Origin of the sequence: Enterobacter cloacae complex sp. ECL414, from assembly GCF_021869685.1 — a bacterium.
Classification (GTDB): Bacteria; Pseudomonadota; Gammaproteobacteria; order Enterobacterales; family Enterobacteriaceae; genus Enterobacter; species Enterobacter kobei.
The window spans coordinates 3,850,247-3,875,317 of the sequence record NZ_CP091481.1 but is presented as its reverse complement, the minus strand read 5'-3'; the positions used below and the strand labels follow the sequence as shown (position 1 = coordinate 3,875,317).

At 53.9% G+C, this 25,071-nt stretch carries 24 protein-coding genes; 15 read left to right on the top strand and 9 right to left on the bottom strand.

The annotated features are described in order from the left end of the window. Positions 1-175: 175 nt before the first annotated feature. Positions 176-1,323, top strand: a protein-coding gene (locus L3068_RS18615) for an IS3 family transposase (protein ID WP_089518920.1) whose coding sequence is annotated in 2 segments (ribosomal slippage) — positions 176-413 and positions 413-1,323 — 1,149 coding nt in all. Because the reading frame shifts where the segments join, the coding sequence is not laid out codon by codon here. Positions 1,324-1,962: 639 nt separating this feature from the next. Here the strand turns inward: L3068_RS18615 and L3068_RS18610 are convergent. After that, positions 1,963-2,256: a hypothetical protein gene (locus tag L3068_RS18610; RefSeq protein ID WP_117581045.1), complete on the bottom strand. Its 294-nt coding sequence runs from the start codon at positions 2,254-2,256 to the stop codon at positions 1,963-1,965. Between the two features lie 381 nt (positions 2,257-2,637). On the opposite strand from L3068_RS18610, the gene arsR reads away from it, so the two are divergent. The 5 genes from arsR to arsC are packed head-to-tail and all read left to right on the top strand — an operon-like array spanning position 2,638 to position 6,943. Continuing rightward, positions 2,638-2,988 (top strand): As(III)-sensing metalloregulatory transcriptional repressor ArsR, encoded by a 351-nt coding sequence (gene arsR / locus L3068_RS18605; protein ID WP_014885112.1) that lies wholly within the window; start codon positions 2,638-2,640, stop codon positions 2,986-2,988. Between the two features lie 48 nt (positions 2,989-3,036). Further along, entirely contained in the window at positions 3,037-3,399 is a 363-nt protein-coding gene (arsD, locus tag L3068_RS18600) for an arsenite efflux transporter metallochaperone ArsD (protein ID WP_063861937.1), read from the top strand. Between the two features lie 17 nt (positions 3,400-3,416). Then, positions 3,417-5,168 carry an arsenite efflux transporter ATPase subunit ArsA gene (gene arsA / locus L3068_RS18595; protein WP_117581043.1) on the top strand — a complete coding sequence of 584 codons (1,752 nt, stop codon included), beginning with the start codon at positions 3,417-3,419 and terminating at the stop codon, positions 5,166-5,168. Between the two features lie 47 nt (positions 5,169-5,215). After that, positions 5,216-6,505: an arsenite efflux transporter membrane subunit ArsB gene (gene arsB / locus L3068_RS18590; protein WP_117581041.1), complete on the top strand. Its 1,290-nt coding sequence runs from the start codon at positions 5,216-5,218 to the stop codon at positions 6,503-6,505. A gap of 12 nt (positions 6,506-6,517) precedes the next feature. Next, positions 6,518-6,943 (top strand): glutaredoxin-dependent arsenate reductase, encoded by a 426-nt coding sequence (arsC, locus tag L3068_RS18585; RefSeq protein ID WP_014885108.1) that lies wholly within the window; start codon positions 6,518-6,520, stop codon positions 6,941-6,943. A gap of 75 nt (positions 6,944-7,018) precedes the next feature. On the opposite strand, the gene L3068_RS18580 is transcribed toward arsC, so the two are convergent. The 5 genes from L3068_RS18580 to L3068_RS18560 form a co-directional block, all read right to left on the bottom strand. After that, the gene (locus L3068_RS18580; protein WP_045134115.1) at positions 7,019-8,089 is read right to left on the bottom strand and encodes an ABC transporter ATP-binding protein; all 1,071 of its coding nucleotides are present in this window, start codon (positions 8,087-8,089) and stop codon (positions 7,019-7,021) included. After that, positions 8,082-9,851 (bottom strand): ABC transporter permease, encoded by a 1,770-nt coding sequence (locus tag L3068_RS18575; RefSeq protein ID WP_023331232.1) that lies wholly within the window; start codon positions 9,849-9,851, stop codon positions 8,082-8,084. The genes L3068_RS18580 and L3068_RS18575 overlap by 8 nt, the downstream gene beginning before the upstream one ends. Positions 9,852-9,937: 86 nt before the next feature. Beyond that, on the bottom strand, positions 9,938-11,026 hold the full coding sequence (locus L3068_RS18570; RefSeq protein ID WP_045269584.1) for an ABC transporter substrate-binding protein: 1,089 nt from the start codon (positions 11,024-11,026) through the stop codon (positions 9,938-9,940). Between the two features lie 168 nt (positions 11,027-11,194). Further along, positions 11,195-11,890, bottom strand: a complete 696-nt coding sequence (locus tag L3068_RS18565; RefSeq protein ID WP_014885104.1) for a response regulator — start codon at positions 11,888-11,890, stop codon at positions 11,195-11,197. Next, a complete protein-coding gene (locus L3068_RS18560) occupies positions 11,874-13,514 on the bottom strand; it encodes an ATP-binding protein (protein WP_117581039.1) in 1,641 nt (546 codons plus the stop codon). Before L3068_RS18560 ends, L3068_RS18565 begins: the two co-directional genes overlap by 17 nt. A gap of 177 nt (positions 13,515-13,691) precedes the next feature. Between L3068_RS18560 and yjdI the strand changes: the two genes are divergently transcribed. Together yjdI and L3068_RS18550 are read left to right on the top strand one after the other, a co-directional pair. After that, positions 13,692-13,922, top strand: coding sequence for a 4Fe-4S mono-cluster protein YjdI (gene yjdI / locus L3068_RS18555; protein ID WP_008499689.1), 231 nt, complete (start codon positions 13,692-13,694; stop codon positions 13,920-13,922). Between the two features lie 10 nt (positions 13,923-13,932). Continuing rightward, positions 13,933-14,205 (top strand): GNAT family N-acetyltransferase, encoded by a 273-nt coding sequence (locus L3068_RS18550; protein WP_014071634.1) that lies wholly within the window; start codon positions 13,933-13,935, stop codon positions 14,203-14,205. A gap of 63 nt (positions 14,206-14,268) precedes the next feature. On the opposite strand, the gene L3068_RS18545 is transcribed toward L3068_RS18550, so the two are convergent. Beyond that, on the bottom strand, positions 14,269-15,498 hold the full coding sequence (locus tag L3068_RS18545; RefSeq protein WP_032635639.1) for an amino acid permease: 1,230 nt from the start codon (positions 15,496-15,498) through the stop codon (positions 14,269-14,271). A 119-nt stretch (positions 15,499-15,617) separates the two neighbouring features. Next, on the bottom strand, positions 15,618-16,079 hold the full coding sequence (locus tag L3068_RS18540) for a multidrug/biocide efflux PACE transporter (RefSeq protein WP_032635641.1): 462 nt from the start codon (positions 16,077-16,079) through the stop codon (positions 15,618-15,620). Positions 16,080-16,183: 104 nt separating this feature from the next. On the opposite strand from L3068_RS18540, the gene L3068_RS18535 reads away from it, so the two are divergent. From L3068_RS18535 to L3068_RS18505, 7 genes are all read left to right on the top strand, one after another. Next, a complete protein-coding gene (locus L3068_RS18535; protein WP_117581038.1) occupies positions 16,184-17,050 on the top strand; it encodes a LysR family transcriptional regulator in 867 nt (288 codons plus the stop codon). Positions 17,051-17,143: 93 nt separating this feature from the next. Then, positions 17,144-18,322 carry an acetyl-CoA C-acetyltransferase gene (locus tag L3068_RS18530; RefSeq protein WP_014885099.1) on the top strand — a complete coding sequence of 393 codons (1,179 nt, stop codon included), beginning with the start codon at positions 17,144-17,146 and terminating at the stop codon, positions 18,320-18,322. 233 nt (positions 18,323-18,555) lie between these two features. Beyond that, positions 18,556-19,392, top strand: a complete 837-nt coding sequence (kduI, locus tag L3068_RS18525) for a 5-dehydro-4-deoxy-D-glucuronate isomerase (RefSeq protein WP_117581036.1) — start codon at positions 18,556-18,558, stop codon at positions 19,390-19,392. Between the two features lie 62 nt (positions 19,393-19,454). Further along, positions 19,455-20,216: a 2-dehydro-3-deoxy-D-gluconate 5-dehydrogenase KduD gene (kduD, locus tag L3068_RS18520; protein WP_014885097.1), complete on the top strand. Its 762-nt coding sequence runs from the start codon at positions 19,455-19,457 to the stop codon at positions 20,214-20,216. 314 nt (positions 20,217-20,530) lie between these two features. Continuing rightward, positions 20,531-21,946 carry an arabinose-proton symporter AraE gene (gene araE, locus L3068_RS18515; RefSeq protein ID WP_117581034.1) on the top strand — a complete coding sequence of 472 codons (1,416 nt, stop codon included), beginning with the start codon at positions 20,531-20,533 and terminating at the stop codon, positions 21,944-21,946. Positions 21,947-22,195: 249 nt separating this feature from the next. Then, positions 22,196-23,320 (top strand): LPS O-antigen length regulator Wzz(fepE), encoded by a 1,125-nt coding sequence (gene wzz(fepE) / locus L3068_RS18510; RefSeq protein ID WP_023337715.1) that lies wholly within the window; start codon positions 22,196-22,198, stop codon positions 23,318-23,320. A gap of 88 nt (positions 23,321-23,408) precedes the next feature. After that, entirely contained in the window at positions 23,409-24,101 is a 693-nt protein-coding gene (locus tag L3068_RS18505) for an aspartate/glutamate racemase (protein ID WP_117581032.1), read from the top strand. Here the strand turns inward: L3068_RS18505 and L3068_RS18500 are convergent. Beyond that, positions 24,096-25,022: a LysR family transcriptional regulator gene (locus tag L3068_RS18500; RefSeq protein WP_014885093.1), complete on the bottom strand. Its 927-nt coding sequence runs from the start codon at positions 25,020-25,022 to the stop codon at positions 24,096-24,098. The genes L3068_RS18505 and L3068_RS18500 overlap by 6 nt on opposite strands. Positions 25,023-25,071: the final 49 nt, after the last annotated feature.

Below are 25,071 nucleotides of genomic sequence, written 5' to 3'. Positions count from 1 at the left end.
CACCAACGATGTGAGGAAGAACTTCCTCTCCAAGAGATTGGTTAGCAGTGAACCCAATTGATTGCCCCTTTTGTTGGCTTGGCAGTGCATGAGCGATAAATACATCTCTGCCTGAATCGCCACGGGTTTAACAGACACCTCAGAGTCATTTAAGATGGCTTAAAGAGAGGTGCCCATGAGCGGTAAGCGTTATCCCGAAGAGTTTAAAATTGAAGCAGTCAAACAGGTTGTTGATCGCGGTTATTCTGTTGCCAGCGTTGCAACACGTCTCGATATCACCACCCACAGCCTTTACGCCTGGATAAAGAAGTACGGTCCGGATTCTTCCGCTAATAAAGAACAGTCAGATGCTCAGGCCGAGATCCGCCGTCTCCAGAAAGAGCTGAAGCGGGTTACCGACGAACGGGACATATTAAAAAAAGCCGCGGCGTACTTCGCAAAGCTGTCCGACTGAGGTACGCCTTTATCCGTGACAACACCTGTTGCTGGCCTGTTCGCCTGCTCTGTCGGGTGCTGGATGTTCATCCCAGTGGTTTTTACGCCTGGCTTCAGCAGCCGCATTCACAACGCCATCAGGCAGACCTGAGACTGACAGGACAGATTAAACAGTTCTGGCTGGAATCGGGATGCGTCTATGGTTATCGCAAAATCCATCTGGATCTGCGTGACAGCGGGCAACAGTGCGGAGTGAACAGAGTCTGGCGACTGATGAAACGTGTCGGGATAAAGGCTCAGGTCGGATACCGGAGCCCGCGGGCACGTAAAGGCGAGGCCAGTATCGTGTCGCCCAACAGGCTCCAGCGACAGTTCAATCCGGATGCTCCGGATAAGCGTTGGGTAACGGACATAACCTACATCAGGACCCACGAAGGCTGGCTGTATCTTGCCGTGGTTGTTGATCTGTTCTCACGCAAAATTATCGGCTGGTCCATGCAATCCCGGATGACAAAGGACATTGTCCTGAACGCACTGCTGATGGCTGTATGGCGCCGTAATCCCCAAAAACAGGTGCTGGTTCATTCGGATCAGGGCAGTCAGTACACAAGCCATGAGTGGCAGTCGTTCCTGAAATCACACGGCCTGGAGGGCAGCATGAGCCGTCGCGGTAACTGCCATGATAATGCGGTTGCAGAAAGCTTTTTCCAGTTGTTGAAACGCGAACGGATAAAGAAAAAGATCTACGGAACGCGGGAAGAAGCCCGCAGCGATATTTTTGATTACATCGAAATGTTTTATAACAGTAAGCGTCGGCATGGTTCCAGCGATCAGATGTCACCGACAGAATATGAAAACCAGTATTATCAACGGCTAGGAAGTGTCTAGATTATCCGTGGCGATTCAGCCATCAAAAACAGTGATGTAGTTGTTGATGTTTCTAATTCGCTTCTTCTGAATAAGCATGGTAATTCCTTTTGCGTAAAAACTTATGGTTTACACAACCAACCAAGCCTGGCACAATCAAGCCGTCAGAAATGATGGCGAGGCTAACTATCGTTATGAGTCTGCAAACTCACGGTGGTCATGCTTCAAGGACCGGGTTCATAAATTGAATCCGGTTTTTTTATGCCTACGTATTACATACGGGCACTACATATAGGGGTTTTGAATCAGTTATCCCCTATATGGTGAGTATTCTAGTATCGAAACTTTTCAGCACAAGGGTTGATTTTGACGTTAAATTGAGGTTGTGAAAGGGTAAAAATGCAAAACCCTACTCAGCATAAGGCTTGGAAGACATGTCAATAATTAAGAAAAAAAATTCAAAATTTGATCGAGTGCTGATTTCTTCAACGGGAGGGCAGAATTGCGCAACATGATGTCGTGCAATCTCTATAAGAATTTCTGATTACGTTAGTCGTTTTGGTGGTTGGATATAACATATAGTTAACATCTATGTGTGCGAAAGGATATGACCAAGAATGACCTTTTCAGCCCATGCTCATGTAAAGACCTATAGCGGCTTCAATCCTTTTTAAATCCTAGTAACTTGCTAATGATATGGCTGCTGAGAATAAAAACCAGTATCCCCACAATGATGGAAACTAATGTCTGTGCAGTCTTGTCCCCGTCTATCGAACTAAAGCGACGATCCACGAAAATAATAGTGCTCCAAGTTGTAATCAAAGGGATCACAATCATTAAGACCATCCTTAATGCGAGTAAGGGTTTTTTGACCGCTTGGAGGATTAAGCCAACTGTAACGTACAAAATGACAATCGAAAGCATGCCGTACGCAAAATCGCTGATTGGATACATTTACTTACCTGTCTAGTCGAGTCCTGTTCTTCAGTTTACATCCCCCTATCAAAAATGTACCCGTAACAGTTGGTGATCTGTTAGACCGTTAGCCCAGGCCCTCGGTGAAAAGCGTATTTCTTCACCAAATATCGCTACGTGATGCCTTCAGCGACACGTCTCTTTGCAATAAGCAGTGCAGTTGAACAATGCTGCTTTGGACTGACGCAAGGGAGATAACTTGATGTTTTGAAGTGCCCCTGTTTACTAATTGTACAGACATTTAACATATTGTATCCGTCGCGATTCAAACCCATCATTAAAAACATATGTGTTTTTCCGAATGTGTATTGAGTTTTCGTTCATGCCGGGTATCCTGTTGGTAAATACTCAGGAGGTTTGATGTCACTAACATCCTTACAACTCTTCAAATACCTCTCCGATGAAACCCGTCTGGGCATCGTACTGCTGCTCAGAGAGATGGGAGAGTTGTGCGTATGCGATCTCTGCACGGCACTGGATCAGTCGCAGCCCAAGATTTCCCGTCATCTGGCAATGCTAAGGGAAAGTGGGCTATTGCAGGATCGTAAGCAGGGCAAGTGGGTTCACTATCGTCTTTCCCCGCATATTCCGTCATGGGCTGCTCAGGTGATTGAGCAAGCCTGGTTAAGCCAGCAGGACGACGTACAGGCCATCGCCCGTAAGCTGGCAACGGCAAATTGCTCTGGTAGCGGTAAGGCTATTTGTCTCTAAAAAAATTTGCCTGAACATATATGATTTTTCAAATGTGAGGTGTTCAGAATGAAAACGTTAACGGTGTTTGACCCGGCATTGTGCTGCAGTACCGGCGTATGTGGTTCAGATGTCGATCAGGTTCTGGTTGATTTTTCTGCGGATGTGCAGTGGTTGAAAGGACGTGGCGTACAGGTGGAACGTTACAACCTGGCGCAGCAGCCCATGAGCTTCGTTCAGAACGAAAAAGCGAAAGCCTTCCTGGAAGCCTCGGGAGCAGAAGGGCTTCCGCTGCTGTTGCTGGACGGTGAAACGGTAATGGCCGGGCGATATCCAAAACGCGCTGAGCTGGCTCGCTGGTTTGGGATCCCGCTGGAAAAAGTGGGCTTAGCGTCCACCGGCTGCTGTGGTGGGAAGACTTCCTGTTGCTGAGTATGTCGGGAGGACATATGAAATTCTTACAGAATATCCCGCCTTACCTGTTTTTTACCGGAAAGGGCGGTGTGGGCAAAACCTCCATTTCCTGCGCGACGGCTATCCGCCTGGCGGGACGGGGTAAGCGGGTATTGCTGGTGAGTACCGATCCCGCTTCCAATGTCGGCCAGGTCTTTGATCAAACTATCGGTAACACGATCCACTCTGTTCATGCCGTTCCCGGGCTTTCCGCTCTGGAGATTGACCCACAGGAAGCTGCCCAGCAGTATCGCGCCAGAATCGTTGATCCTGTTAAGGGGCTTTTGCCTGATGACGTCGTTAACAGCATCAGCGAGCAGCTTTCCGGCGCCTGTACGACTGAGATTGCGGCGTTCGATGAGTTCACCGGTTTATTGACAGACGCTTCCCTGCTGACCCGCTTCGATCACATCATTTTTGATACAGCGCCGACGGGCCACACTATCCGCTTGCTCCAGCTTCCCGGTGCATGGAGTAACTTCATTGAAAGTAACCCGGACGGTGCTTCCTGTCTCGGCCCGATGGCCGGGCTGGAAAAACAGCGTGAGCAGTACGCACACGCGGTAGAGGCGTTATCCGATCCTGCGCGTACCCGTCTGGTTCTGGTTGCACGACTGCAGAAATCCACTTTGCAGGAAGTCGCCCGCACTCATGAAGAACTGGCGGCGATCGGCCTGAAAAACCAGTATCTGGTGATTAATGGCGTTTTGCCGGCAGCCGAAGCGGAACATGACGCACTGGCTGCTGCGATATGGCAACGGGAGCAAGAGGCACTGGCAAATCTTCCTGCCGGTTTATCCGGGCTGCCGACAGATACCTTATTACTGCAACCCGTCAACATGGTTGGCGTGTCGGCATTAAAGGGCCTGCTGGACAGCCGTTCTGAGGCATTACCGCTCCCTGCAACGAACGCCCTGGATACGCCTGAAAACGCAACGCTCTCTGGCCTGGTCGAGGATATCGCCCGTAACGAACACGGCCTGATTATGCTGATGGGCAAAGGTGGCGTGGGTAAAACCACGATGGCGGCTGCTGTCGCCGTCAGGCTGGCAGACAGGGGGTTTGATGTCCATCTCACCACCTCCGATCCCGCCGCACATCTCAGCACAACGCTAAATGGCAGCCTGAATAACCTGCAGGTCAGCCGGATCAACCCACACGAGGAAACCGAACGCTATCGCCGGCATGTCCTTGAGACGAAGGGAAAAGGTCTGGACGAAGCAGGGAAACGGCTACTGGAAGAAGATTTACGTTCCCCCTGTACTGAAGAGATCGCCGTCTTCCAGGCATTTTCCCGCGTGATCCGCGAAGCAGGTAAGCGGTTTGTGGTGATGGATACGGCTCCCACGGGGCATACGCTGTTGCTGCTGGATGCAACCGGGGCTTATCACCGCGAAATTGCCAAAAAAATGGGCGACAAAGGCCATTTTACTACCCCGATGATGCAGCTTCAGGACCCGGAGCGAACCAAGGTGCTGCTGGTTACGCTTCCGGAAACCACTCCAGTGCTGGAGGCAGCGAATTTGCAGGCCGATCTTGAACGCGCGGGGATTCATCCGTGGGGCTGGATTATCAATAACAGCCTTTCTATTGCGGATACGCGTTCTCCATTGCTTTGCCAGCGCGCCCGGCAGGAATTGCCGCAGATTGAGGCGGTTAAGCATCAGCATGCTGACCGTATAGCGCTTGTTCCGTTACTGGCGTCAGAGCCTGCCGGTATCGAAAAGCTCAGAGCGTTGATGCGCTAATTTATTGGTTAATACAGGGCGGCAGAGCCGCCCTGTCAGGAGGTTTTATGTTACTGGCAGGCGCTATTTTTGTCCTGACCCTTGTTTTGGTTATCTGGCAGCCGAAGGGGGTGGGAATTGGCTGGAGCGCGACGCTGGGCGCAGCCCTGGCTTTAATTTCAGGCGTTGTGCATTTAGGCGATATTCCGGTGGTGTGGAATATCGTCTGGAACGCGACGGCAACGTTTATTGCCGTCATTATTATTAGCCTGTTGCTTGATGAATCCGGCTTTTTCGAATGGGCAGCGCTGCATGTTTCGCGTTGGGGAAACGGTCGGGGCCGTTTGCTCTTTACCTATATCGTTCTGCTCGGCGCAGCGGTGGCTGCACTGTTTGCCAACGACGGTGCTGCTCTTATTCTGACACCGATCGTGATTGCCATGCTGCTGGCATTAGGGTTCAGCAAAGGCACCACGCTGGCATTCGTGATGGCCGCCGGGTTTATTGCCGATACCGCCAGCCTGCCGCTTATCGTGTCGAACCTGGTGAATATTGTTTCGGCAGACTTCTTCGGTCTGAGGTTCACCGAATACGCGTTGGTGATGGTTCCGGTCGATATTGCAGCCATTGTCGCCACGCTGGTGATGCTGCATCTGTTCTTTCGCAAAGATATCCCGCCGACTTACGAGCTGTCTCTTCTTAAGACACCGGCAAAAGCGATTAAAGATCCGGCGACGTTTCGTACCGGCTGGGTCGTTTTAATTCTGTTGCTGGTAGGTTTTTTCGTCCTTGAGCCGCTCGGTATTCCGGTGAGCGCGATTGCGGCGGTGGGGGCCGTCATCCTGTTTGCTGTGGCGAAACGCGGCCATGCCATTAACACGGGCAAAGTGCTGCATGGCGCACCCTGGCAGATCGTCATCTTCTCGCTGGGGATGTACCTGGTGGTCTACGGTCTGCGCAACGCCGGGCTTACCGAATACCTTTCAGGTGTGCTGAACGTGCTGGCGGATAAAGGACTGTGGGCCGCGACGCTGGGTACCGGTTTCCTGACGGCTTTCCTGTCCTCCATCATGAATAACATGCCGACCGTGCTGGTTGGTGCGCTCTCTATTGATGGCAGCACCGCAACCGGTGTTATCAAAGAGGCGATGATCTACGCCAACGTGATTGGCTGCGACCTGGGGCCAAAAATCACCCCTATTGGGAGCCTGGCAACGCTGCTCTGGCTGCATGTCCTTTCACAGAAGAACATGACGATTACCTGGGGATATTATTTCCGCACCGGGATCGTTATGACTCTGCCTGTGCTATTTGTAACGCTGGCCGCGCTGGCGCTACGTCTCTCTTTCACTTTGTAATGAGATACTGTTATGAGCAACATCACTATTTATCACAACCCGGCCTGCGGTACGTCCCGTAATACGCTGGAGATGATCCGCAACAGCGGAAATGAGCCGACCGTCATTCATTACCTGGAGAATCCGCCGTCTCGCGATGAACTGGTCAAACTCATTGCAGATATGGGGATCACGGTACGGGCACTGCTGCGTAAAAATGTCGAGCCTTATGAAGAACTGGGGCTGGCGGAAGATAAGTTTACTGACGATCGGTTAATCGACTTTATGCTGCAGCATCCGATCCTGATTAACCGGCCTATTGTCGTGACGCCGCTGGGAACCAAACTGTGCCGTCCTTCAGAAGTGGTTCTGGATATTCTTCCGGATGCGCAGAAAGCGGCTTTCGCGAAGGAAGACGGCGAGAAGGTCGTTGATGAAACAGGTAAACGATTGAAATAAGTATGGAGGAGCGCATTCGCGCTTTGAGTGTCGGCCTGCCATCCCGTTTAGCCACTGAATGGCAGGCCGATTTCTCTAGTTTTTCGGGAATATCCAGACATGCTTCTCTGGCAGCGATAGATGACAATGCTGCGGGTCGCGAAGCTCATTCCCGTAAGCGCGGATCACATAATCATCCCCCGCCGTGCGGAACAGGTACTCCCAGCGGTCGCCAAGATACATGCTGGTGAGGAGCGGCAGCGCAAGTTGATTTTCCCCCGGCCCCTCGACAACCGCCACGCGCTCGACGCGGATCACCGCCGTAGCCTCATTACCGCTCTGCACCCCTTCACCCGCCTGGCCCCAGAGCACCCAGTCTTTTCCTTCAATGCGTGCTTTGCCGTCGCGTACTTCGGTGATTTTGCCATGCAGGCGGTTATTACTGCCCATAAACTCGGCCGTAAAAAGCGTTTTCGGCGAACCGTACATCTCCTGCGGTGTACCCTGTTGCTCAATTTTACCGTTGTTGAGCAGCAGGATGCGGTCAGAAATCGACATCGCTTCGTTCTGGTCGTGCGTCACCATCAGCGCGGATAACCCGAGCTTAATGATCAGCTCGCGCAGAAATACGCGGGCCTCTTCGCGCAGTTTGGCGTCGAGGTTGGACAGCGGCTCGTCCAGCAAAATCACCGGCGGGTTATAGACCAGCGCCCGGCCAATCGCCACGCGCTGCTGCTGCCCGCCGGAGAGCTGGTGCGGATGACGTTTACCAAGATGGCCGAGACCCAGCTGGTCCAGCACATCCTGTACGCGCTGCTGGATCTCTTTAGCCGGGACTTTACGCAACTTGAGCGGATAGGCCACGTTTTCAAATACGGTTTTGTGCGGCCACAAGGCGTAGGACTGGAACACCAGCCCCAGGTTACGCTCCTCCGCCGGAACCTCGCTGCGCGGCGTACCGTCATAAACTTTATTTTGGCCAATGACAATCGACCCCTGGGTCGGTTTTTCCAGACCCGCGACGGCGCGCAGCAGGGTGGTTTTGCCGCTGCCGGAAGGGCCCAGCAGGGAGACCACTTCGCCGCGTTTCAGGTTCATGGAGACCCCTTTTAAAACAGGATTGTCGCCGTAGGTTAAGTGCAGATCGTCAACCGCTAATTCAATCATGTAATTTCACTCCGAAACGAAGGGCAATGCCCAGACCTACCACGACCAGCAGGATATTAATGAAAGAGAGCGCCGCCACGATATCAATCGCACCCGCGGCCCACAGGGAAACCAGCATCGAGCCGATGGTTTCCGTGCCGGGGGAGAGCAGGTACACACCGGTTGAATATTCGCGCTCAAAGATCAGGAACATCAGCAGCCATGAGCCGATAAGCCCGTAGCGGGAGAGCGGAATGGTGACATGGCGGGTGATCTGGCCGCGCGTCGCGCCGGTGCTGCGCGCCGCCTCTTCAAGCTCCGGCCCCACCTGCAACAGCGTGGAAGAGATGAGCCTCAGTCCGTAAGCCATCCACACCACGGTATAAGCCAGCCAGACGCTGAAAATGGTGCTGCGCAGCGAGCGCAGCCAGACGATGACGTTTTCGCGCATCCAGTCGGTCCAGACGAATCCGGAAAGCCAGCCGGATTTCAGGGCGTTATCCAGCCACATCGGCAGGAAGAGAAACACCCACAAAAAGGCCAGACCCGCCAGCAATCCCGGCACGGCGCGCGGCACCAGCACGCTGTAATCCAGGAACCGCGTGGTGTTGTCCGGTTTACGGTGCATGGCAATACCAACAAACAGGTAGCACGCGACGGCCAGTGCGCCGCCAATCACGCCAATCGACATCGAGTTGACGATGGCGCGCAGCAGGTTAGGCTGCGCCCAGATGGTGCGAAAGGTACTCAGCGAAAGCTCATCCCACAGTGAAACGCCCACCCCCCAGTTGGAGATGAACGCGCGCAGCACCACGCCAAGCAGGGGAACACCGATGGTGACAGTCAGCCAGAAGGCGACCACCGCCCCGGCCACCCAGCGCCATTTACCCAGTGGTAACGCGCGAGCCTGAGAGGCTTTCCCTTTCATGGTGACAAAGCGGTTGGCGGTGCGCATCAGGCGACGCTGGAGCATGACCAGCGGGATAGTGATGCAAATCAGCACCACGGCGACCGCCGCCATCAGATGATAGGAAGGCGTTCCGAGCTTGTTCGTCAGCTGGTACAGATAGGTCGCCAGCACCATGTTGCCTTCCGGATCGCCAAGTACCAGCATCAGACCAAACACTTCCAGCCCGAGGAAGAACAGCAGCACGATGGCGTACAGGATGGATGGCCGCACCATCGGCAGGCTGACGGAGGTCATCACCTGTAGCGGAGAGGCGCCCGCGGTGCGCGCGGCTTCTTCCACATCGGAGCCCACGCTACGCAGCGCGGAGGAAATATAGAGATAGGCATGCGGAACATGCGTCAGGCCGGCAATGACCACGATGCTCGACATGTCATAGATGTTCCACGGCACAAAGCCGATCAGCGCCTGTGCCCACAGGGACAGGAAGCCCACCGGACCGGCTGCCACCACGTAGCCAAAACCCAGCACCATCGGTGAAACGAAAATCGGGACCAGGATCAGCGGTTCGATCAGGCGTCGGCCTGGCAGATCGGTACGCACCATCAGAAACGCCAGCACGCCACCCAGCGGAATGGCAATGATGACCAGCCCGAACGCGAGAAGAAAGCCGCTTCTCAGGGCCTTGTAGAAATCAGGGTCGGTGAAGATAAAACCAAATGATTCAAGGCTCCACTCTTTTGCCGGGGAAAAGAACGGAGCGGACAGGAAGCTCTGTATCACGATAAACGACAGTGGCGTATAGATAACCAGGGCGGTTATCAACACGACAATACCGCGCGGCAGGCTTTGCCACTTTCTGCGTAATGTATTCATGGGGTATCCCTGGTGTTGCAGCCCAGAAAAATGAACTCAGTCAGATGAACAGACGCGCGACGGCGCACGCCGCCGCGCCAGGACGCTTATTTGGCGGCGGCTGCACGCCACTCTTTGATGTACTCCAGGCGTTTCTTCGGTTGCAGATACTCCAGCAGCGATTCATCAACCGGGATCGGCTTCAGCGCAGTGCCGAGGATTTTGGTCAGGCCGTCGATATCGTTTTTGCCTTCGATATCGTTACGAATGGATGGAATGTCCGCCTGATTTGCCAGGATGCTTTGGCCTTTTTCAGACAGCACATAGTCCAGCCACAGTTTTGCCGCATTGCTGTTTTGCGCCTGCTGGCTGATGAACGACACGCGCGACAGCACGAGGGTGTAATCTTTTGGATAGGATATGCCGAGCGACGGGTCGTTCTTCGCACGCGCTTCAGCGTAAGAACCAAGGATATTGAAGCCGATCAGGTTTTCACCGGAGGAGACCCTCTCCATCATGGTGCCGGTAGACGACTGCACCGCTAAGCCACCTTTGGCAACGTCGGCCAGGGTTTTAAAGTAATTTGGATCGGCCTTGTGATCCTGCACTGAGAGCATAAAACCAAGACCTGATTTCTCAATGTCATAGGTGGTGACTTTACTCTTGAATTTATCCGTCTGGCTGGCAATCAGCTTCGCCAGCGCGGCGTGTGAATCCGGCACGTCACCGGCCGGGATCAGGCGTTTGTTGTAGATAAAGACCACTGGCTCATAGGTGGTGCCGTACGCCTTATCTTTCCAGACCGCCCATTTCGGCAGCTGGCTCTGCTCCGGCGATTTATACTCCATAGCGTAGTCAGCGGCGAGCTTCAGTCCGGTGTCCATGGACGAGCTCCAGACCACATCACCGCTACCGCCACCGGAGGCCTGTTCGCTGATAAAACGGTTGTACAGTTCCGTGCTGTTCATGTCGTTATATTCAACTTTGATGCCTGGATACGTTTTTTCGAAGCCTTCGATCAGCGGCCCGGCGGCTTTGGTGTCGGTGGTGGAGTAGATGACAACTTTGCCCTCTTTCGTGGCGGCATCGACAACCTTTTGATACTCAGCCGGATAGCCCTGCGGCAGGGCAGACAGCGCAGAAGCGGAGAACAGGACGGTAGCGGTAATCAGAGAAATTCGGAATGTGTTCGACATTATAGTTAACCTTTTAGTTACATTTGAGGAACTAATTGTCAACATAGCCTATCGGCCTCCACCCACAATAGGGGGAAGCGGGCGATGATTCCGAAGTGTGATTGTCACCGTCGTTTCAGCAATTAACACCATAGAATCCGCGAACGTTTGCTGGCTAATGTTCGCGGATTACGTTTTATCGGGGGCTTTACGGTATAGCCTTCTGGGATGACCGATATTGCCGTACAGCATTTCGACGCTGATTAACCCACTCTCCACGCAGTATTCAAGATAGCGACGCCCCGTGGTTTTGCTGACCCCGACGTTTTCCACGACCTCCTCCACCGACATTGCGCTGTCGGGACGATCGGCGAACAGCCGTTTGATCCGCTCCAGGGTCTGAGGCTCAATGCCCTTCGTCGACGGCGTGTGCGGGGATTCCGCAGCAGGCAGGTTAAACAGGCGATCCAGCGCATGCTGGTCAACGACTTTTACCTGCTGCACGGTGTGGATGAAGCGCATAAAACGCTCCAGCGAGGCGTGCAGGCGCTGGAAAAAGACCGGTTTAATCAGGTAATCAAACGCGCCGCTGCGCATGGCATGGCTGCAGGTCTGCATATCGCTGGCGGCGGTGATGAAAATCACCGAGCACTCATAGCTTTTCAACAGGGGAGTGTCGATTAACTCCACGCCTTTGCCGTCCGGGAGATAGTTATCCAGCAGAATAAGCCGCGGCTGATGCTGGCGAATCAGGCTGCATGCCTGCTCAATCGACGCGGCGATGCCCACCACGTGCAGATGAAAGTTCTGCTCAATATACTCGCGATGCAGCTCCGCCAGGTGCGGCTCATCCTCAACGATCACAACATCAAGTGCTTGGGTCATGCTTTAGCCCATTCGGAATAAATACAGAGAAAATCGTGCCCTGCGGCGTATTGTCGGCAATCTCAATGCTGCCGCCCGCTTTGTTGATATAGCCTGCCACCAGAAACAGGCCGATACCGTGCTCGGTACCCACAATGTCGTTTTCACTGTCCGGCTTGCTGCTGAATCCCTGTCGAAAGATATGCGGCTTCAGCGCATCATCCACCCCGCAGCCCCGGTCGGCCACCTCAATCAGCAGCTCCTGGTTGCGATCGGAAATATAGAGTTCTACCGGCGCGGGGACCGGTGCGGTGAGGGTCGCATCCACGGCGTTATCCAGCAAATTACCAATAATGGACATCAGCTCCGTTTCACTGAGGCGGGACGGCATGCGGGTGAGCTGGCATGCGGGATCAAACTGTAGCTCAACCCCTTTTTCCCGTGCGCTGACATATTTCCCGAGCAGCAGCCCGCATAAGGCCGGAGAGGCAAAATGGGCCGACACGAAGTCCAGCACGCGCTGTGCTCCTTCCGACTGCACCTGGATATAGCGGATCGCTTCGTCATAGTGTTTCATCTGCAACAACCCCACCAGCGTCGCGGTCCAGTTCAGCTGTTCGTGGCGCATAATGCGCAGGTTGTCGGCATAGCGTTTGATCTGGCTGAGCTGGCTGCTGAGGGTATTAATGTCGTTTTTGTCGCGAAAGCTGTATACCCAGCCGCTTTCAACGCCGGGCTCGACCTCAATCGCCACGCGGTTGACGATGACCTCGCGCTGGTTAAGTACCGCAATCTCGTCGTGGCGGCCGCTGCTCACCGAGGCGTAGCGCTGTGTTAAAAACCCCGGCGAGGTTTGCAGAACCTCGTCCAGCGGCTTGCCGATAAGATCTTTTTCACTCCGATGAATATCCAGCATTTCTCGTGCCGCGCGGTTAATTAAAATCAGCTGCTTCTCTTCATTGACGGCAAATACCCCTTCATACATGGCTTCTAACAGCGCCCTTTGCTGCAAAACCAGCTGGGCAATATCTTTCGGCTCAAGTCTGAACATCTGTTTTTTAAGGTTGCGGGTAAACAGCCAGGAGAAAATAAACAGCAGCAGCAGAAGGGCAATCCCGTATAAACCGGCCTGCCAGAGAATGCGGGTGTTAATGTTGGCGATATACGAAGTCAGATAGCCGACCGAGACAATGCCAATCACCTGATGCTGTGCATTGAAGATGGGCGCTTTGCTGCGCAGCGAAACCCCAATCCCGCCCTGACGCACGGAAATAATGGTTTTGCCCTTGAGTACTTCGGCATTATCACCGCCGATCATCGGTAAATTAATGCGCTCCGGTGATTCCGAATGATAAAGATGCTGCTCGTGGGTATCGCCAATCACAATATAGCTGGCGTCACTTTCGGCACGCAGCGGCTGAATTAACCGGGCGATGCCGGGGATATCTCTGGCCGCCACCTTTTCAGCCAGACCCGGCATCAGCGCAATCTCACTGGCCTGAACCCGGGCGCGCTGGCCGAGATCGTGATGGAGCTGCCGGTCAATAAAATGAAACAGGATCGTACCCAGCAGCACTAACAGCAGGCAGGAGAAGCACACCAGCGCTAAAAACAGCTTTACCTGAAAAGAGAATCTGCGTTTCATTCAACCCGCGCTAGCCTTGGAAAAGGGGATATTTATGGAGCCTGACATGTGCAAATAGTGGACGCAATCCGGTAAGAAAAGAGTTGTGAGCTGGCTTTTCGTTTTCAGCGTGATAGCCATCGGGATCCCGTAAGGCTATGCTTCATTCAGCACGAGAATAATTACAGAGGCAATGTCATGGATAAAGAACTACTGGATGCGGGTTACCGGGCCTATACCGGCGAGAAAATTGACGTGTACTTCAACACCGGGATCTGCAAACACTCAGGTAACTGCGTGCGTGGGAGCGCAAAGCTGTTTAATCTGAAACGTAAACCGTGGATTATTCCTGATGAAGTGGACGTCGAAACGGTTGTACGCGTAATTGATACCTGCCCGAGCGGTGCGCTGAAGTATCGCCAAAAATAAGCGAGGAACCATGGATATTCTGGAAGGCCATAACAAGTTTTACGTGAATGATGCAGACGGAAATCAGGTGGCGGAGATTGTCTTCGTGCCGACCGGCGAGCACCTGAGCATTATTGAGCATACTGATGTCGATCCGAGCCTGAAAGGGCAGGGCGTTGGCAAACAGCTGGTGGCGAAAGTGGTCGAGAAGATGCGCGGTGAGAACCGTAAAATTATTCCGCTGTGTCCGTTTGCGAAACATGAGTTTGATAATACGCGGGAATATGACGATATCCGGGCGTGATTCTCTGTAGGAATGTAGGCCGGGTAAGCGCAGCGCTACCCGGCACAATGTATGGCAGGAACATTAGCCAACAAACATCACCGACACGCACAGCACGCCGACGATCAGCGTCAGCAGGCTGCCAGGGGAGCGGTAAGGCTTCAGCGAAGGGATCAGGTACGTCGACAGCGTCGGCATGATAAACAAAATCATGGCGATAAGCGGGCCGCTGATGGCGTAAATCATCGAAATCGCGTTCGGGTTGATGCAGCAGACCGCGAAGGTAATTAACGACACACCCATAATGGAAATCGCGCGGTTAAAGGCGCGGCTCTTTTTCACACCCACCTGATTGAGCGACGACTTCACGATCTCCGTCGCCCCTTCAATGACCCCAAAATAGGTGCCGAGGAACGATTTCGACATCGCAACAATCGCCACGATTATCCCGGAAATGCCGAGCCATGCGGGAGAAGAGGGCATCATCGACAGTGCTGACAGGATGGTTACCCCTTGCTCTTTGGCGGCCACAATGTAGGACGGCGGAATCGAGAGCAGGCAGCTGAAGACAAAGAACAGCACGCTCAGGCAGATAATCAGGTACGCCACCTTCATGATCTTCTTGCATTTATCCATGGCGGCGTCAGCAAACTTCTCGCGACGATCCACGGCAAATGTCGAGATAATCGGGGTATGGCTGAAGGCAAACACCATCACCGGAATGGAAATCCATACCTGATGCAGCGTATGGCGATCAACGGCCATCTGGCTGGTAAGTAGCGAGGGTTGCCAGCTCCCGGTCAGGTAGATCGAGACAAACAGGAAGTAGGCAATCAGCGGGAATACCAGGAAGCCCATCACCTTTATCGTGATATGCCGTCCCATCAGGAAGATCAGATTCAGCACCAGCACCACACCTAAACTGACCAGCACGCGCACGGCGGTATCCACCGTCAGGTGTTTTGCCAGTTGCTCGGTTAACGAGTTGGTGATGGCCACCGCGTAAATCTGCACTACAACAAAGAAGGCGATGAAATAGAGTGTGGTGATCAGATTGCCAATCTTCTTGCCGTAATAGTGCGAGACGGCGCCGGTGATCCCTTCATTGCCTTTTGTTTTTGAAGAGAGAATAAATTGCGCCAGCGCGCGATGCGGCCAGTAGGTTAACGGGTAGGCCACAAGGGCGGTAATAAACAGAACAATAGCGCCTGCAGAGCCCAGCTGAATGGGCAAGAACAGCGTTCCTGCGCCCACGGCCGTGCCATAGAGAGCGAAACTCCAGAGAGTCTCATCTTTTGACCAAATTTTCGACATTAGAGCAACGTTTCAACTATCAAACCATCAGAATGGCGTGCAATTTACCATAGTTATGCTCGTAGAGCGCAGTTGCTTCGTTGGCGTTTGGCCGGAACAGGCGTCCGGCCAGAGAGCATTTAGCCTGCCAGGGCGCGTCGTTGCTGGCGACGCTTAAGGAATTTTTCACGCAGGTTATCGTATGCCCAGTTATAGAACATGGTGTAGGGCAGGAAGAACAGGAAGAAACCTATTTCCAGTGTGAATGCCTGAAGCAAGGTGACGCCCAGCACGGCAGCGACAATCGACACGCCAATCACAATAAACCCACATTCGAACCCCAGGGCGTGCAGCGCACGCACTTTTGCCGTGCGTGTTACCCGCTGGACTGGCCAGAAACGGTCGAAACCGAAGTTATAAATAATGTTCCAGAGCATGGCGGTAGTGGCCAGAATAACGGTCAATCCCCCCATTTCCACTACGGAGCGCTGCATGAGCCACGCGGCCGTAGGGGCGAGGATCGCCGTGGCAATCCCTTCGAAACAGACAGCATGGAAGATCCGCTCCGGCAGTTTACGTTGGAGTGCATCCTGATGTTGCATAGTGTAGACCTCGTTAATTCGCCGGTATGGGCGGTGATGTGGCCTATTTTTATCGTTAAAGCTGATATATTAAAGATGGTATCCATCGATAAAGTAGATAGGTTATGCGCTATTCACCTGAAGCCCTTACCGCGTTTGTTGAGGCCGTTGCGGCTGGCTCTTTCTCTGCCGCCGCACGCCGGCTGCGTAAAAGTCAGTCGACGATCAGCACCTCCATTGCCCATCTTGAAGCCGATCTTGGTTTTGAGCTGTTTGACCGCTCGGCACGCCAGCCGGTGTTAACGGCTCAGGGTGAACAGGTGCTGGGTTATGTGCAGGCCATCCTTGCCGCCAGCACGCGGCTGGATCAACTGGCGGTGTCGCTAACGGCACAAACGGAGGCGCGTCTGACATTTGTCCTTTCCGATACCCTGAACCCGGACGTGCTGGAAGAGATGATGAAGCAGTTTGACGCTCGCTTTCCCCATACGGCGTTCGAATGTCTGATTGGCGAGGAAGAGGATGTGATCGATCTGCTGCAAAAGGCGCGAGCGCAGGTGGGGCTGACGGAAGCGCGGGACAGTTACCCCACCGATATTGGCGTTACCCGCCTGCCGATGCAGACCCGTATGGCAATTTATGTTGCGACTACGCATCCCCTGGCGGGCCAACCCGAAGTGCAGAGTGACGAGCTGCACGGCTGGCGCGAACTGCGGCTTAGCACCTACCTGGAACGCGAGGCTGAAATTGCGCGAGGGCCCGTCTGGTCAGCACCGAATTACCTGTTACTCTTGAGTATGGCAGTGCAGGGATTCGGCTGGTGCGTGTTGCCGTGCGCGCTGGTGGATGAATTTGCCGCCGCGAAATCCCTGGTTCAGCTCAATGTGCCTGGCTGGCCAAGGGCGATCGGCATCGATCTGCTGTGGAATAAACGATCCCCTCCCGGCGTTGCCGGAAGCTGGCTGCGGCAGTATCTGCAGGATGTCCGTTAATCCTTGTGATTAAACTCACTATTTTTAAACAATTAAGATAATTGCCAGTAACAATCCTCTACTATCGTCATGTCATTTAACACAGAGGTCGTGATGAAAGATGTCGTCATAGTGGGTGCGTTGCGTACAGCTATCGGCTGTTTTCAGGGAGCGCTCGCGCGTCACTCGGCGGTTGACCTGGGCAGCGTGGTGGTCAAAGCGCTGGTGGAACGTAGCGGGGTCGCCGCACATGAAATTGATGAGGTGATCCTGGGGCAGGTTCTCACTGCCGGAGCCGGGCAAAACCCTGCGCGCCAGGCGGCCCTGAAAGGCGGTCTGCCCAACACCGTATCCGCCATCACCATCAACGACGTCTGTGGTTCAGGACTCAAAGCGCTTCATCTCGCTACGCAAGCCATTCAATGCGGTGAAGCGGATGTGGTTATTGCTGGCGGACAAGAGAATATGAGCCGTGCGCCGCACGTTCTCACCGACAGTCGTACCGGCGCGCAGTTAGGTAACAGTCAGTTGCTCGACAGCCTGGTGCATGACGGGCTGTGGGATGCGTTCAATGACTATCATATGGGCGTGACGGCGGAAAACCTGGCGCGCGAGTACGGCATCAGCCGTGAATTGCAGGATGCTTACGCGCTCAGTTCCCAGCAAAAGGCGCGTGCTGCGATTGATTCTGGTCGTTTTCGCGACGAGATTGTCCCGGTCAGTACGCAGCGTCAGAACGGCGAGGTGGTTGTCGTGGATACTGACGAACAGCCGCGCACTGACGCCAGTGCTGAAGGCCTGGCAAGACTCAATCCTGCGTTTGAAACCCAGGGCTCGGTCACGGCGGGCAATGCCTCTTCCATTAACGACGGCGCCGCAGCCGTTATGATGATGAGTGAAAGTAAAGCCCTGGAGCTGGATCTCCCTGTCCTGGCCCGCATCAAGGCGTTTGCCAGCGTGGGTGTTGATCCGGCACTGATGGGGATCGCACCCGTCTACGCTACCCGTCGCTGTCTGGATCGCGCAGGGTGGCAACTCTCCGATGTGGATCTGATTGAAGTGAACGAAGCGTTTGCCGCGCAGGCGATCTCGGTCGGCAAAATGCTGGAGTGGGATCCGCTGCGGGTCAACGTAAACGGTGGGGCCATTGCGCTGGGTCACCCTATCGGGGCGTCCGGTTGCCGGATACTGGTTTCACTGGTCCACGAAATGAAAAAACGCAATGCCCGCAAAGGGATAGCAACGCTCTGTATAGGCGGCGGGCAAGGGGTGGCGCTGGCCATCGAACGCTAATCTTTCCTGATTAATGAAACCTCCTCCGGGAGGTTTTTTATCCTCCCTTCATTCCCATACCTCTTAACCGTGATCCGGGTGTCATTTTCGTTATAAACAAAATAAAAAATGAAACGTTGTTTTGAATTTAATTGAAAAGCCTATTTTATGCCGATAGTATGTGTTCATCATGAAAACGGAACGTTGTTTCGTTTATTTTCTTCTTTTGGGCATGACCACATCTGGAGGTTACCGTGGACGTCAGACAAAGCATTCACAGTGCGCACGCCAAAACGCTGGATACGCAGGGGCTGCGCAGTGAGTTTTTAGTTGAGCAGGTGTTCGAGGCCGACAAGTACACCATGGTCTACAGCCATATCGACCGCATTATTGTCGGCGGCATTATGCCGGTGGCAAAAACCGTCTCCGTGGGCGGGGAAGTGGGTAAACAGCTGGGCGTGAGCTATTTTCTGGAGCGTCGTGAGCTGGGGGTGATTAATATCGGCGGGCCGGGCACGATTACCGTGGACGGCCAGTGCTTCGAGATTGGTCACCGCGATGCGCTGTACGTCGGTAAAGGGGCGAAAGAGGTGGTCTTTGCCAGCATCGACGGCGGTAATCCCGCGAAGTTTTACTATAACTGCGCCCCTGCGCATACCTCATACCCGACAAAAAAAGTGACGCCTGAGGACGCAGCGCCCGTAACGCTGGGCGATAACCTCACCAGCAACCGTCGCACCATCAATAAATATTTCGTTCCGGATGTGCTGGAAACCTGCCAGCTCAGCATGGGGCTGACTGAACTGGCTCCGGGCAACCTGTGGAATACCATGCCGTGCCATACCCATGAACGCCGCATGGAAGTCTACTTCTACTTCAACATGGACGACGATGCCTGCGTGTTCCACATGATGGGGCAGCCGCAGGAGACGCGCCATATCGTCATGCATAACGAGCAGGCGGTGATTTCACCAAGCTGGTCTATTCACTCTGGCGTAGGGACCAAAGCCTATACCTTCATCTGGGGTATGGTCGGCGAAAACCAGGTCTTCGATGACATGGACCACGTTGCTGTTAAGGATCTGCGCTAGTCGCGGGCAGTTAAGTATCAATCTGCCTGTTGGTGACAGGCGCTGAAGAGTAAGGAACTAACATGATTCTGGATGCATTTTCTCTGCAGGGCAAAGTGGCGGTGGTTTCCGGTTGCGACACTGGCCTGGGTCAGGGGATGGCGTTAGGTCTGGCGGAAGCGGGTTGTGACATCGTCGGGATTAATATCGTTGAACCCACAGAAACGATTGAGCGCGTGACTGCGCTGGGGCGTCGTTTTCTTAGCCTTACCGCCGACCTGCGTAAAATTGACGGCATTCCGCAACTGCTTGAGCGCGCGGTGGCGGAATGGGGCCATATTGATATTCTGGTCAACAACGCGGGTCTGATCCGTCGTGAAGACGCGATTAATTTCAGCGAGACTGACTGGGACGACGTCATGAACCTGAATATTAAGAGCGTATTCTTTATGTCTCAGGCGGCGGCAAAGCACTTCATCGCGCAGGGAAAAGGCGGCAAGATCATTAACATCGCCTCGATGCTCTCCTTCCAGGGCGGCATCCGCGTGCCGTCTTATACGGCGTCAAAAAGCGCGGTGATGGGCGTGACCCGTCTGCTGGCGAACGAGTGGGCGCAGCACAATATCAACGTCAACGCGATTGCCCCGGGCTACATGGCCACCAATAACACCCAGCAGCTGCGGGCGGACGAAGAACGCAGTGCGGCCATTCTGGAGCGTATCCCGGCCGGGCGCTGGGGTCTGCCGAGTGACCTGATGGGGCCGGTTGTGTTTCTGGCCTCCTCAGCCTCGGACTACATCAATGGTTATACCATTGCGGTGGATGGCGGCTGGCTGGCGCGATAACCCCGCTTCTGACAAAAACCTCTGCCCTTCAGCGGAGGTTTTTTTTTGCTTAAAAATTGTCAAAATCCATATCGATAAACACGAAAAATCCATACTGAAAAATGATAAATGACCGCTATCACACTTTTATTCCTGAAAAATTAACGCATTAGTAAAATATTGTGATTATTCAGGATTAGTTGAAATTGTAATGTCCATCACAGATCGCTATGCCATAGCGAAATCATCCATATCTTCGCGAATTCCAGCCTGACACTTTTCCGCGCTTTCTCGTAATTTCACTTAACAAATTTTGCTGTTGAGGCAGGAAAAATATGACATCTATCAATGACTCTACCCTGATGCCCGCTGCGCTGCGCGATACCCGACGCATGAACCAGTTTGTCTCCATTGCGGCAGCTGTAGCGGGTTTGCTGTTCGGCCTGGATATCGGCGTCATCGCCGGGGCGCTGCCGTTTATTACCGATCATTTTACGTTGAGTAATCGCCTGCAGGAGTGGGTGGTGAGCAGCATGATGCTTGGTGCGGCTATCGGTGCGCTGTTTAACGGCTGGCTTTCGTTCCGCCTCGGGCGCAAATACAGCCTGATGGTCGGCGCCGTCCTGTTTGTTGCGGGGTCGATTGGCTCTGCATTTGCGACCAACGTAGAGGTGCTGCTGCTTTCCCGCGTGCTGCTCGGCGTGGCAGTGGGGATCGCCTCCTACACGGCACCGCTTTATCTCTCTGAGATGGCAAGTGAGAATGTGCGCGGCAGGATGATCAGTATGTATCAGCTGATGGTGACGCTGGGCATCGTGCTGGCGTTCCTGTCCGATACGTACTTCAGCTACAGCGGCAACTGGCGCGCCATGCTCGGCGTGCTGGCGTTGCCTGCGGTGGTGCTGATTGTACTAGTGATCTTCCTGCCCAATAGCCCGCGCTGGCTGGCGCAAAAAGGGCGTCACGTCGAGGCGGAAGAGGTGCTGCGGATGCTGCGCGATACTTCTGAAAAAGCGCGTGAAGAGCTGAACGAAATCCGCGAAAGCCTGAAGCTGAAGCAGGGGGGCTGGGCGCTGTTTAAGATCAACCGCAACGTGCGCCGCGCGGTGTTCCTCGGCATGTTGCTGCAGGCGATGCAGCAGTTCACCGGGATGAACATCATCATGTACTACGCGCCACGCATCTTCAAAATGGCCGGTTTTACCACCACTGAGCAGCAGATGATTGCCACGCTGGTGGTGGGGCTCACCTTTATGTTCGCCACTTTTATTGCGGTATTCACCGTCGATAAAGCCGGGCGTAAACCGGCGCTGAAAATTGGCTTTAGCGTGATGGCTCTCGGTACGCTGATCCTCGGCTACTGCCTGATGCAGTTTGATAACGGCACGGCCTCAAGCGGTCTTTCCTGGCTTTCTGTCGGGATGACCATGATGTGTATTGCCGGTTACGCGATGAGCGCCGCACCAGTGGTGTGGATCCTGTGCTCCGAAATTCAGCCGCTCAAATGCCGTGACTTTGGGATCACCTGTTCCACCACCACCAACTGGTTGTCGAACATGATCATTGGTGCGACCTTCCTGACGCTGCTGGATGCCATTGGCGCTGCGGGAACCTTCTGGCTCTACACGGTGCTGAACGTGGCGTTTATTGGCGTGACCTTCTGGCTGATTCCGGAAACCAAAGGTGTGACGCTGGAACATATTGAACGCAAACTGATGGCCGGGGAAAAACTGCGTAATATCGGCGTGTAATGTGAATACCGGGGGCCCTACGTTTACTGGGCCTGCGTGGGCAAAATGTACGCCGGGTAAGCGCTAGCGCCACCCGGCTTTTTTCTAGATCGATGTTTAACAAGAGCCATGTTGTAAATAACTACCAACTTTGATAGCAAGCGCACACATAGCCGATTCTTGCGTTCAGATTATTCTCATTTCCTAGTATTATCTGAAAACTGAACTCACCAGGCAGAACTTTACTGCAATCGCAATAGAAGAACGGCTATGTCAGCAATGGATTTCAAAAAAAATACGGATCTCGATTTTCCTTCATATGCTACCCCCGCAATCTCTCCAAAAGAGATCGACCTTCTGGGTCTGTTAGATGTTCTGCTGGCCGCGAAAAAACGCATCGTCACCATCGTCTTTATCTTTGCGCTGGCAGGCCTGGCTATTGCGTTTCTGTTGCCGCAAAAATGGACCAGTAAAGCGGTGATCACCCCGGCAGAGCAGACGCAGTGGAACCCGCTGCGCCAGATGATGGTTGCGCTGCAGGTTCTTGACGTGAAGGCGCAGGTGACACGTTCGGAAATCTTTGACCTGTTTATCAAAAAATTCCAGTCGCAGTCATTGCTCAAAGAGTATTTGACCTCTTCCCCTTACGTCATGTCACAGCTTGAAGAGGTTGAGGTTGACGCGCTTGAACTGCACCGTGCGGTCGTCAATATTGCGGAAAGAATGAAAGCGGTGAATGACGCGCAGGTAAAAGATGCGGATAAAGTGCCTTATGTCTCCTGGACACTGAGCTTCACGGCACCGAAAGCCAGTGATGCGCAAACCGTACTGGAGGGGTATATCAATTATATCGCGGCGGTTGTTGAAAAAGAGACAGTGCAAAATATCCGTAACCAGATCGCCCTGAGGACGAATGAGGTAGAGCAGCAGCTGAGGCTAGACCGTGTTCGCCTGACCAATATTCACAATACTAACCTGCAGCGGCTGAATTATTCGCTGGAAGTGGCGAATGCCGCGGGCATTAAGAAGCCAGTCTACAGCAGCGGGCAGGCGGTAAAAGATGACCCGGATTACTCCGTTGCGCTCGGTGCCGACGGAATCGCGCAAAAGCTGCAGATTGAAAAAAATCTCAAAGACGTGACGGAGCTGAACGCGGACTTCCAGAACCGGGAATACTATCTGGCGCAGCTGAAAAATCTCTCCTTTGCAGACGTTAAGCTTGAACCCTTCAGGTATCAGCTTTCTCCGTCTTTGCCGGTGAAAAAAGACGGTCCGGGCAAACCTCTGATTGTAATTCTGGCGGCACTCCTGGGCGGGCTCTTTGCCTGCGGTAGCGTGTTGCTGCGTGAAGCGATGCTCTCCCGTCATCCGCTGTCAGAGCCGTTGACACAATAAACGCAGGGTTTAAAAAGGCGCTGAATACAGCGCCTTTTTTTATGGGCGTCGGTTGTGTTAAAAGAGATACCAGAGATAAGGAGAGATAATGAAAACGATCGGCCTGATAGGTGGGATGAGCTGGGAATCGACAATCCCTTATTACCGCCTGATTAACGAAGGGGTAAAGCAGCGTCTGGGCGGACTGCATTCTGCGAGTCTGCTGCTGCACAGCGTTGATTTCCATGAAATTGAAGCCTGTCAGTCGAGCGGAGAGTGGGATAAAGCCGGTGAAATACTGGCGGATGCCGCGCTGGGGCTGGAGCGTGCGGGGGCGCAGGGCATTCTGCTGTGTACCAATACGATGCACAAAGTCGCATCGCACATTGAAGCACGCTGTTCGCTGCCATTCCTGCACATCGCCGATGCTACAGGACGTGCTATTCGCTCGTCGGGGATGTCGCGCGTGGCATTGCTCGGCACGCGCTACACCATGGAGCAGGATTTCTATCGCGGGCGTTTGCACAGCGAGTTCGGCATCGAAAGCTTGATACCGCATGAGAAAGACCGGGCGCGCCTCAATCAGATTATCTTCGAAGAACTGTGCCTGGGTACCTTCAGCGAGCCTTCCCGGGCGTATTACGTCAGCGTGATTGAAAAGCTGGCGCAGCAGGGGGCTGAAGGGGTGATCTTCGGCTGCACGGAGATCGGCCTGCTGGTGCCTGCAGAGCGAAGCCCGGTCCCGGTCTTTGATACCGCCGCCATTCACGCCGCCGATGCCGTGGAGTTTATGCTCTCATAATGGGTTTTGCCGTTCAGGTAAGCGAAGCGCCACCTGGCGGGCGTGCTCCATTAAGTGTTCGGTGAATGTGTCCACCAGCGCGGAGGCCGGACGGTGTAGCGGGCGGATCAGGCTCACGGTGAACGGAACGGATAGGCTAAACGGGCGAATCACGATATCGCTCCCGGCATAATCCAGCGCCGTGAGCGGGTTAACGACCGCGACGCCGACGCCCGCCCGCACCATTGCACATATTGACGCCGCGCTGTGCGTTTCCACTACCATCCGCCGTTTCACCTGATGCTCAGCAAAAAGCGTATCCAGCAGCTGCCGGTAGCTGTCGGTTTGCGACAGGCTAATATAGTTCTCCCCGTGGAAATCCTCTGGTGCAATCACTGTCTTACCGGCGAGCCGGTGCCCGGCGGGCAAAACGCACACTTCATCTAAAGAAAGTAACTCCGTGCGTGCCGTTCCCGCAGGCGTGGAGAGCGTTTCGGTCAGACCCAAATCATGACGCTGTGCTGAAAGCCACTCTTCAAGCAGGGGGGACTCCTGCGGCACGATGGTGAGATTGACCTCCGGATAGCGGGCCAGAAAAGGCTGAAGCAGGGTCGGTAAAAAAGACTGAGAGAAAACCGGAAGACAGACAATCGACAGCTCGCCCTGACGAAACTCGCGCAGACTTTCCGCCGCACTGACAATTCTGTCCAGCCCGTACCAGGAGCGCTGGACTTCCTCAAACAGGCGCAACCCCTGCACCGTCGGGTGAAGTCTTCCCCGGGTGCGCTCGAACAGTTTCAGTTCCAGTACCTTTTCGAAGCGCGCCAGCTCGCGGCTGACCGTCGGCTGCGACGTATGCAGCATCTGCGCGGCTTCGGTGAGATTGCCGGTGGTCATCACAGCGTGAAAAATCTCTATATGGCGTAAATTCACAGCGGGCATAGGGCACCTGAAAGCAGAGAACTGTCCATATCATTTTTGCATAGACTCA

Excerpts from the sequence above, each read along its gene's own strand:
- L3068_RS18610 (WP_117581045.1), bottom strand. The coding sequence starts at position 2,256 with ATGTATCCAATCAGCGATTTTGCGTACGGCATGCTTTCGATTGTCATT.
- arsR (WP_014885112.1), top strand. The coding sequence starts at position 2,638 with ATGTCACTAACATCCTTACAACTCTTCAAATACCTCTCCGATGAAACC.
- arsD (WP_063861937.1), top strand. The coding sequence starts at position 3,037 with ATGAAAACGTTAACGGTGTTTGACCCGGCATTGTGCTGCAGTACCGGC.
- arsA (WP_117581043.1), top strand. The coding sequence starts at position 3,417 with ATGAAATTCTTACAGAATATCCCGCCTTACCTGTTTTTTACCGGAAAG.
- arsB (WP_117581041.1), top strand. The coding sequence starts at position 5,216 with ATGTTACTGGCAGGCGCTATTTTTGTCCTGACCCTTGTTTTGGTTATC.
- arsC (WP_014885108.1), top strand. The coding sequence starts at position 6,518 with ATGAGCAACATCACTATTTATCACAACCCGGCCTGCGGTACGTCCCGT.
- L3068_RS18580 (WP_045134115.1), bottom strand. The coding sequence starts at position 8,089 with ATGATTGAATTAGCGGTTGACGATCTGCACTTAACCTACGGCGACAAT.
- L3068_RS18575 (WP_023331232.1), bottom strand. The coding sequence starts at position 9,851 with ATGAATACATTACGCAGAAAGTGGCAAAGCCTGCCGCGCGGTATTGTC.
- L3068_RS18570 (WP_045269584.1), bottom strand. The coding sequence starts at position 11,026 with ATGTCGAACACATTCCGAATTTCTCTGATTACCGCTACCGTCCTGTTC.
- L3068_RS18565 (WP_014885104.1), bottom strand. The coding sequence starts at position 11,890 with ATGACCCAAGCACTTGATGTTGTGATCGTTGAGGATGAGCCGCACCTG.
- L3068_RS18560 (WP_117581039.1), bottom strand. The coding sequence starts at position 13,514 with ATGAAACGCAGATTCTCTTTTCAGGTAAAGCTGTTTTTAGCGCTGGTG.
- yjdI (WP_008499689.1), top strand. The coding sequence starts at position 13,692 with ATGGATAAAGAACTACTGGATGCGGGTTACCGGGCCTATACCGGCGAG.
- L3068_RS18550 (WP_014071634.1), top strand. The coding sequence starts at position 13,933 with ATGGATATTCTGGAAGGCCATAACAAGTTTTACGTGAATGATGCAGAC.
- L3068_RS18545 (WP_032635639.1), bottom strand. The coding sequence starts at position 15,498 with ATGTCGAAAATTTGGTCAAAAGATGAGACTCTCTGGAGTTTCGCTCTC.
- L3068_RS18540 (WP_032635641.1), bottom strand. The coding sequence starts at position 16,079 with ATGCAACATCAGGATGCACTCCAACGTAAACTGCCGGAGCGGATCTTC.
- L3068_RS18535 (WP_117581038.1), top strand. The coding sequence starts at position 16,184 with ATGCGCTATTCACCTGAAGCCCTTACCGCGTTTGTTGAGGCCGTTGCG.
- L3068_RS18530 (WP_014885099.1), top strand. The coding sequence starts at position 17,144 with ATGAAAGATGTCGTCATAGTGGGTGCGTTGCGTACAGCTATCGGCTGT.
- kduD (WP_014885097.1), top strand. The coding sequence starts at position 19,455 with ATGATTCTGGATGCATTTTCTCTGCAGGGCAAAGTGGCGGTGGTTTCC.
- araE (WP_117581034.1), top strand. The coding sequence starts at position 20,531 with ATGACATCTATCAATGACTCTACCCTGATGCCCGCTGCGCTGCGCGAT.
- L3068_RS18505 (WP_117581032.1), top strand. The coding sequence starts at position 23,409 with ATGAAAACGATCGGCCTGATAGGTGGGATGAGCTGGGAATCGACAATC.
- L3068_RS18500 (WP_014885093.1), bottom strand. The coding sequence starts at position 25,022 with ATGCCCGCTGTGAATTTACGCCATATAGAGATTTTTCACGCTGTGATG.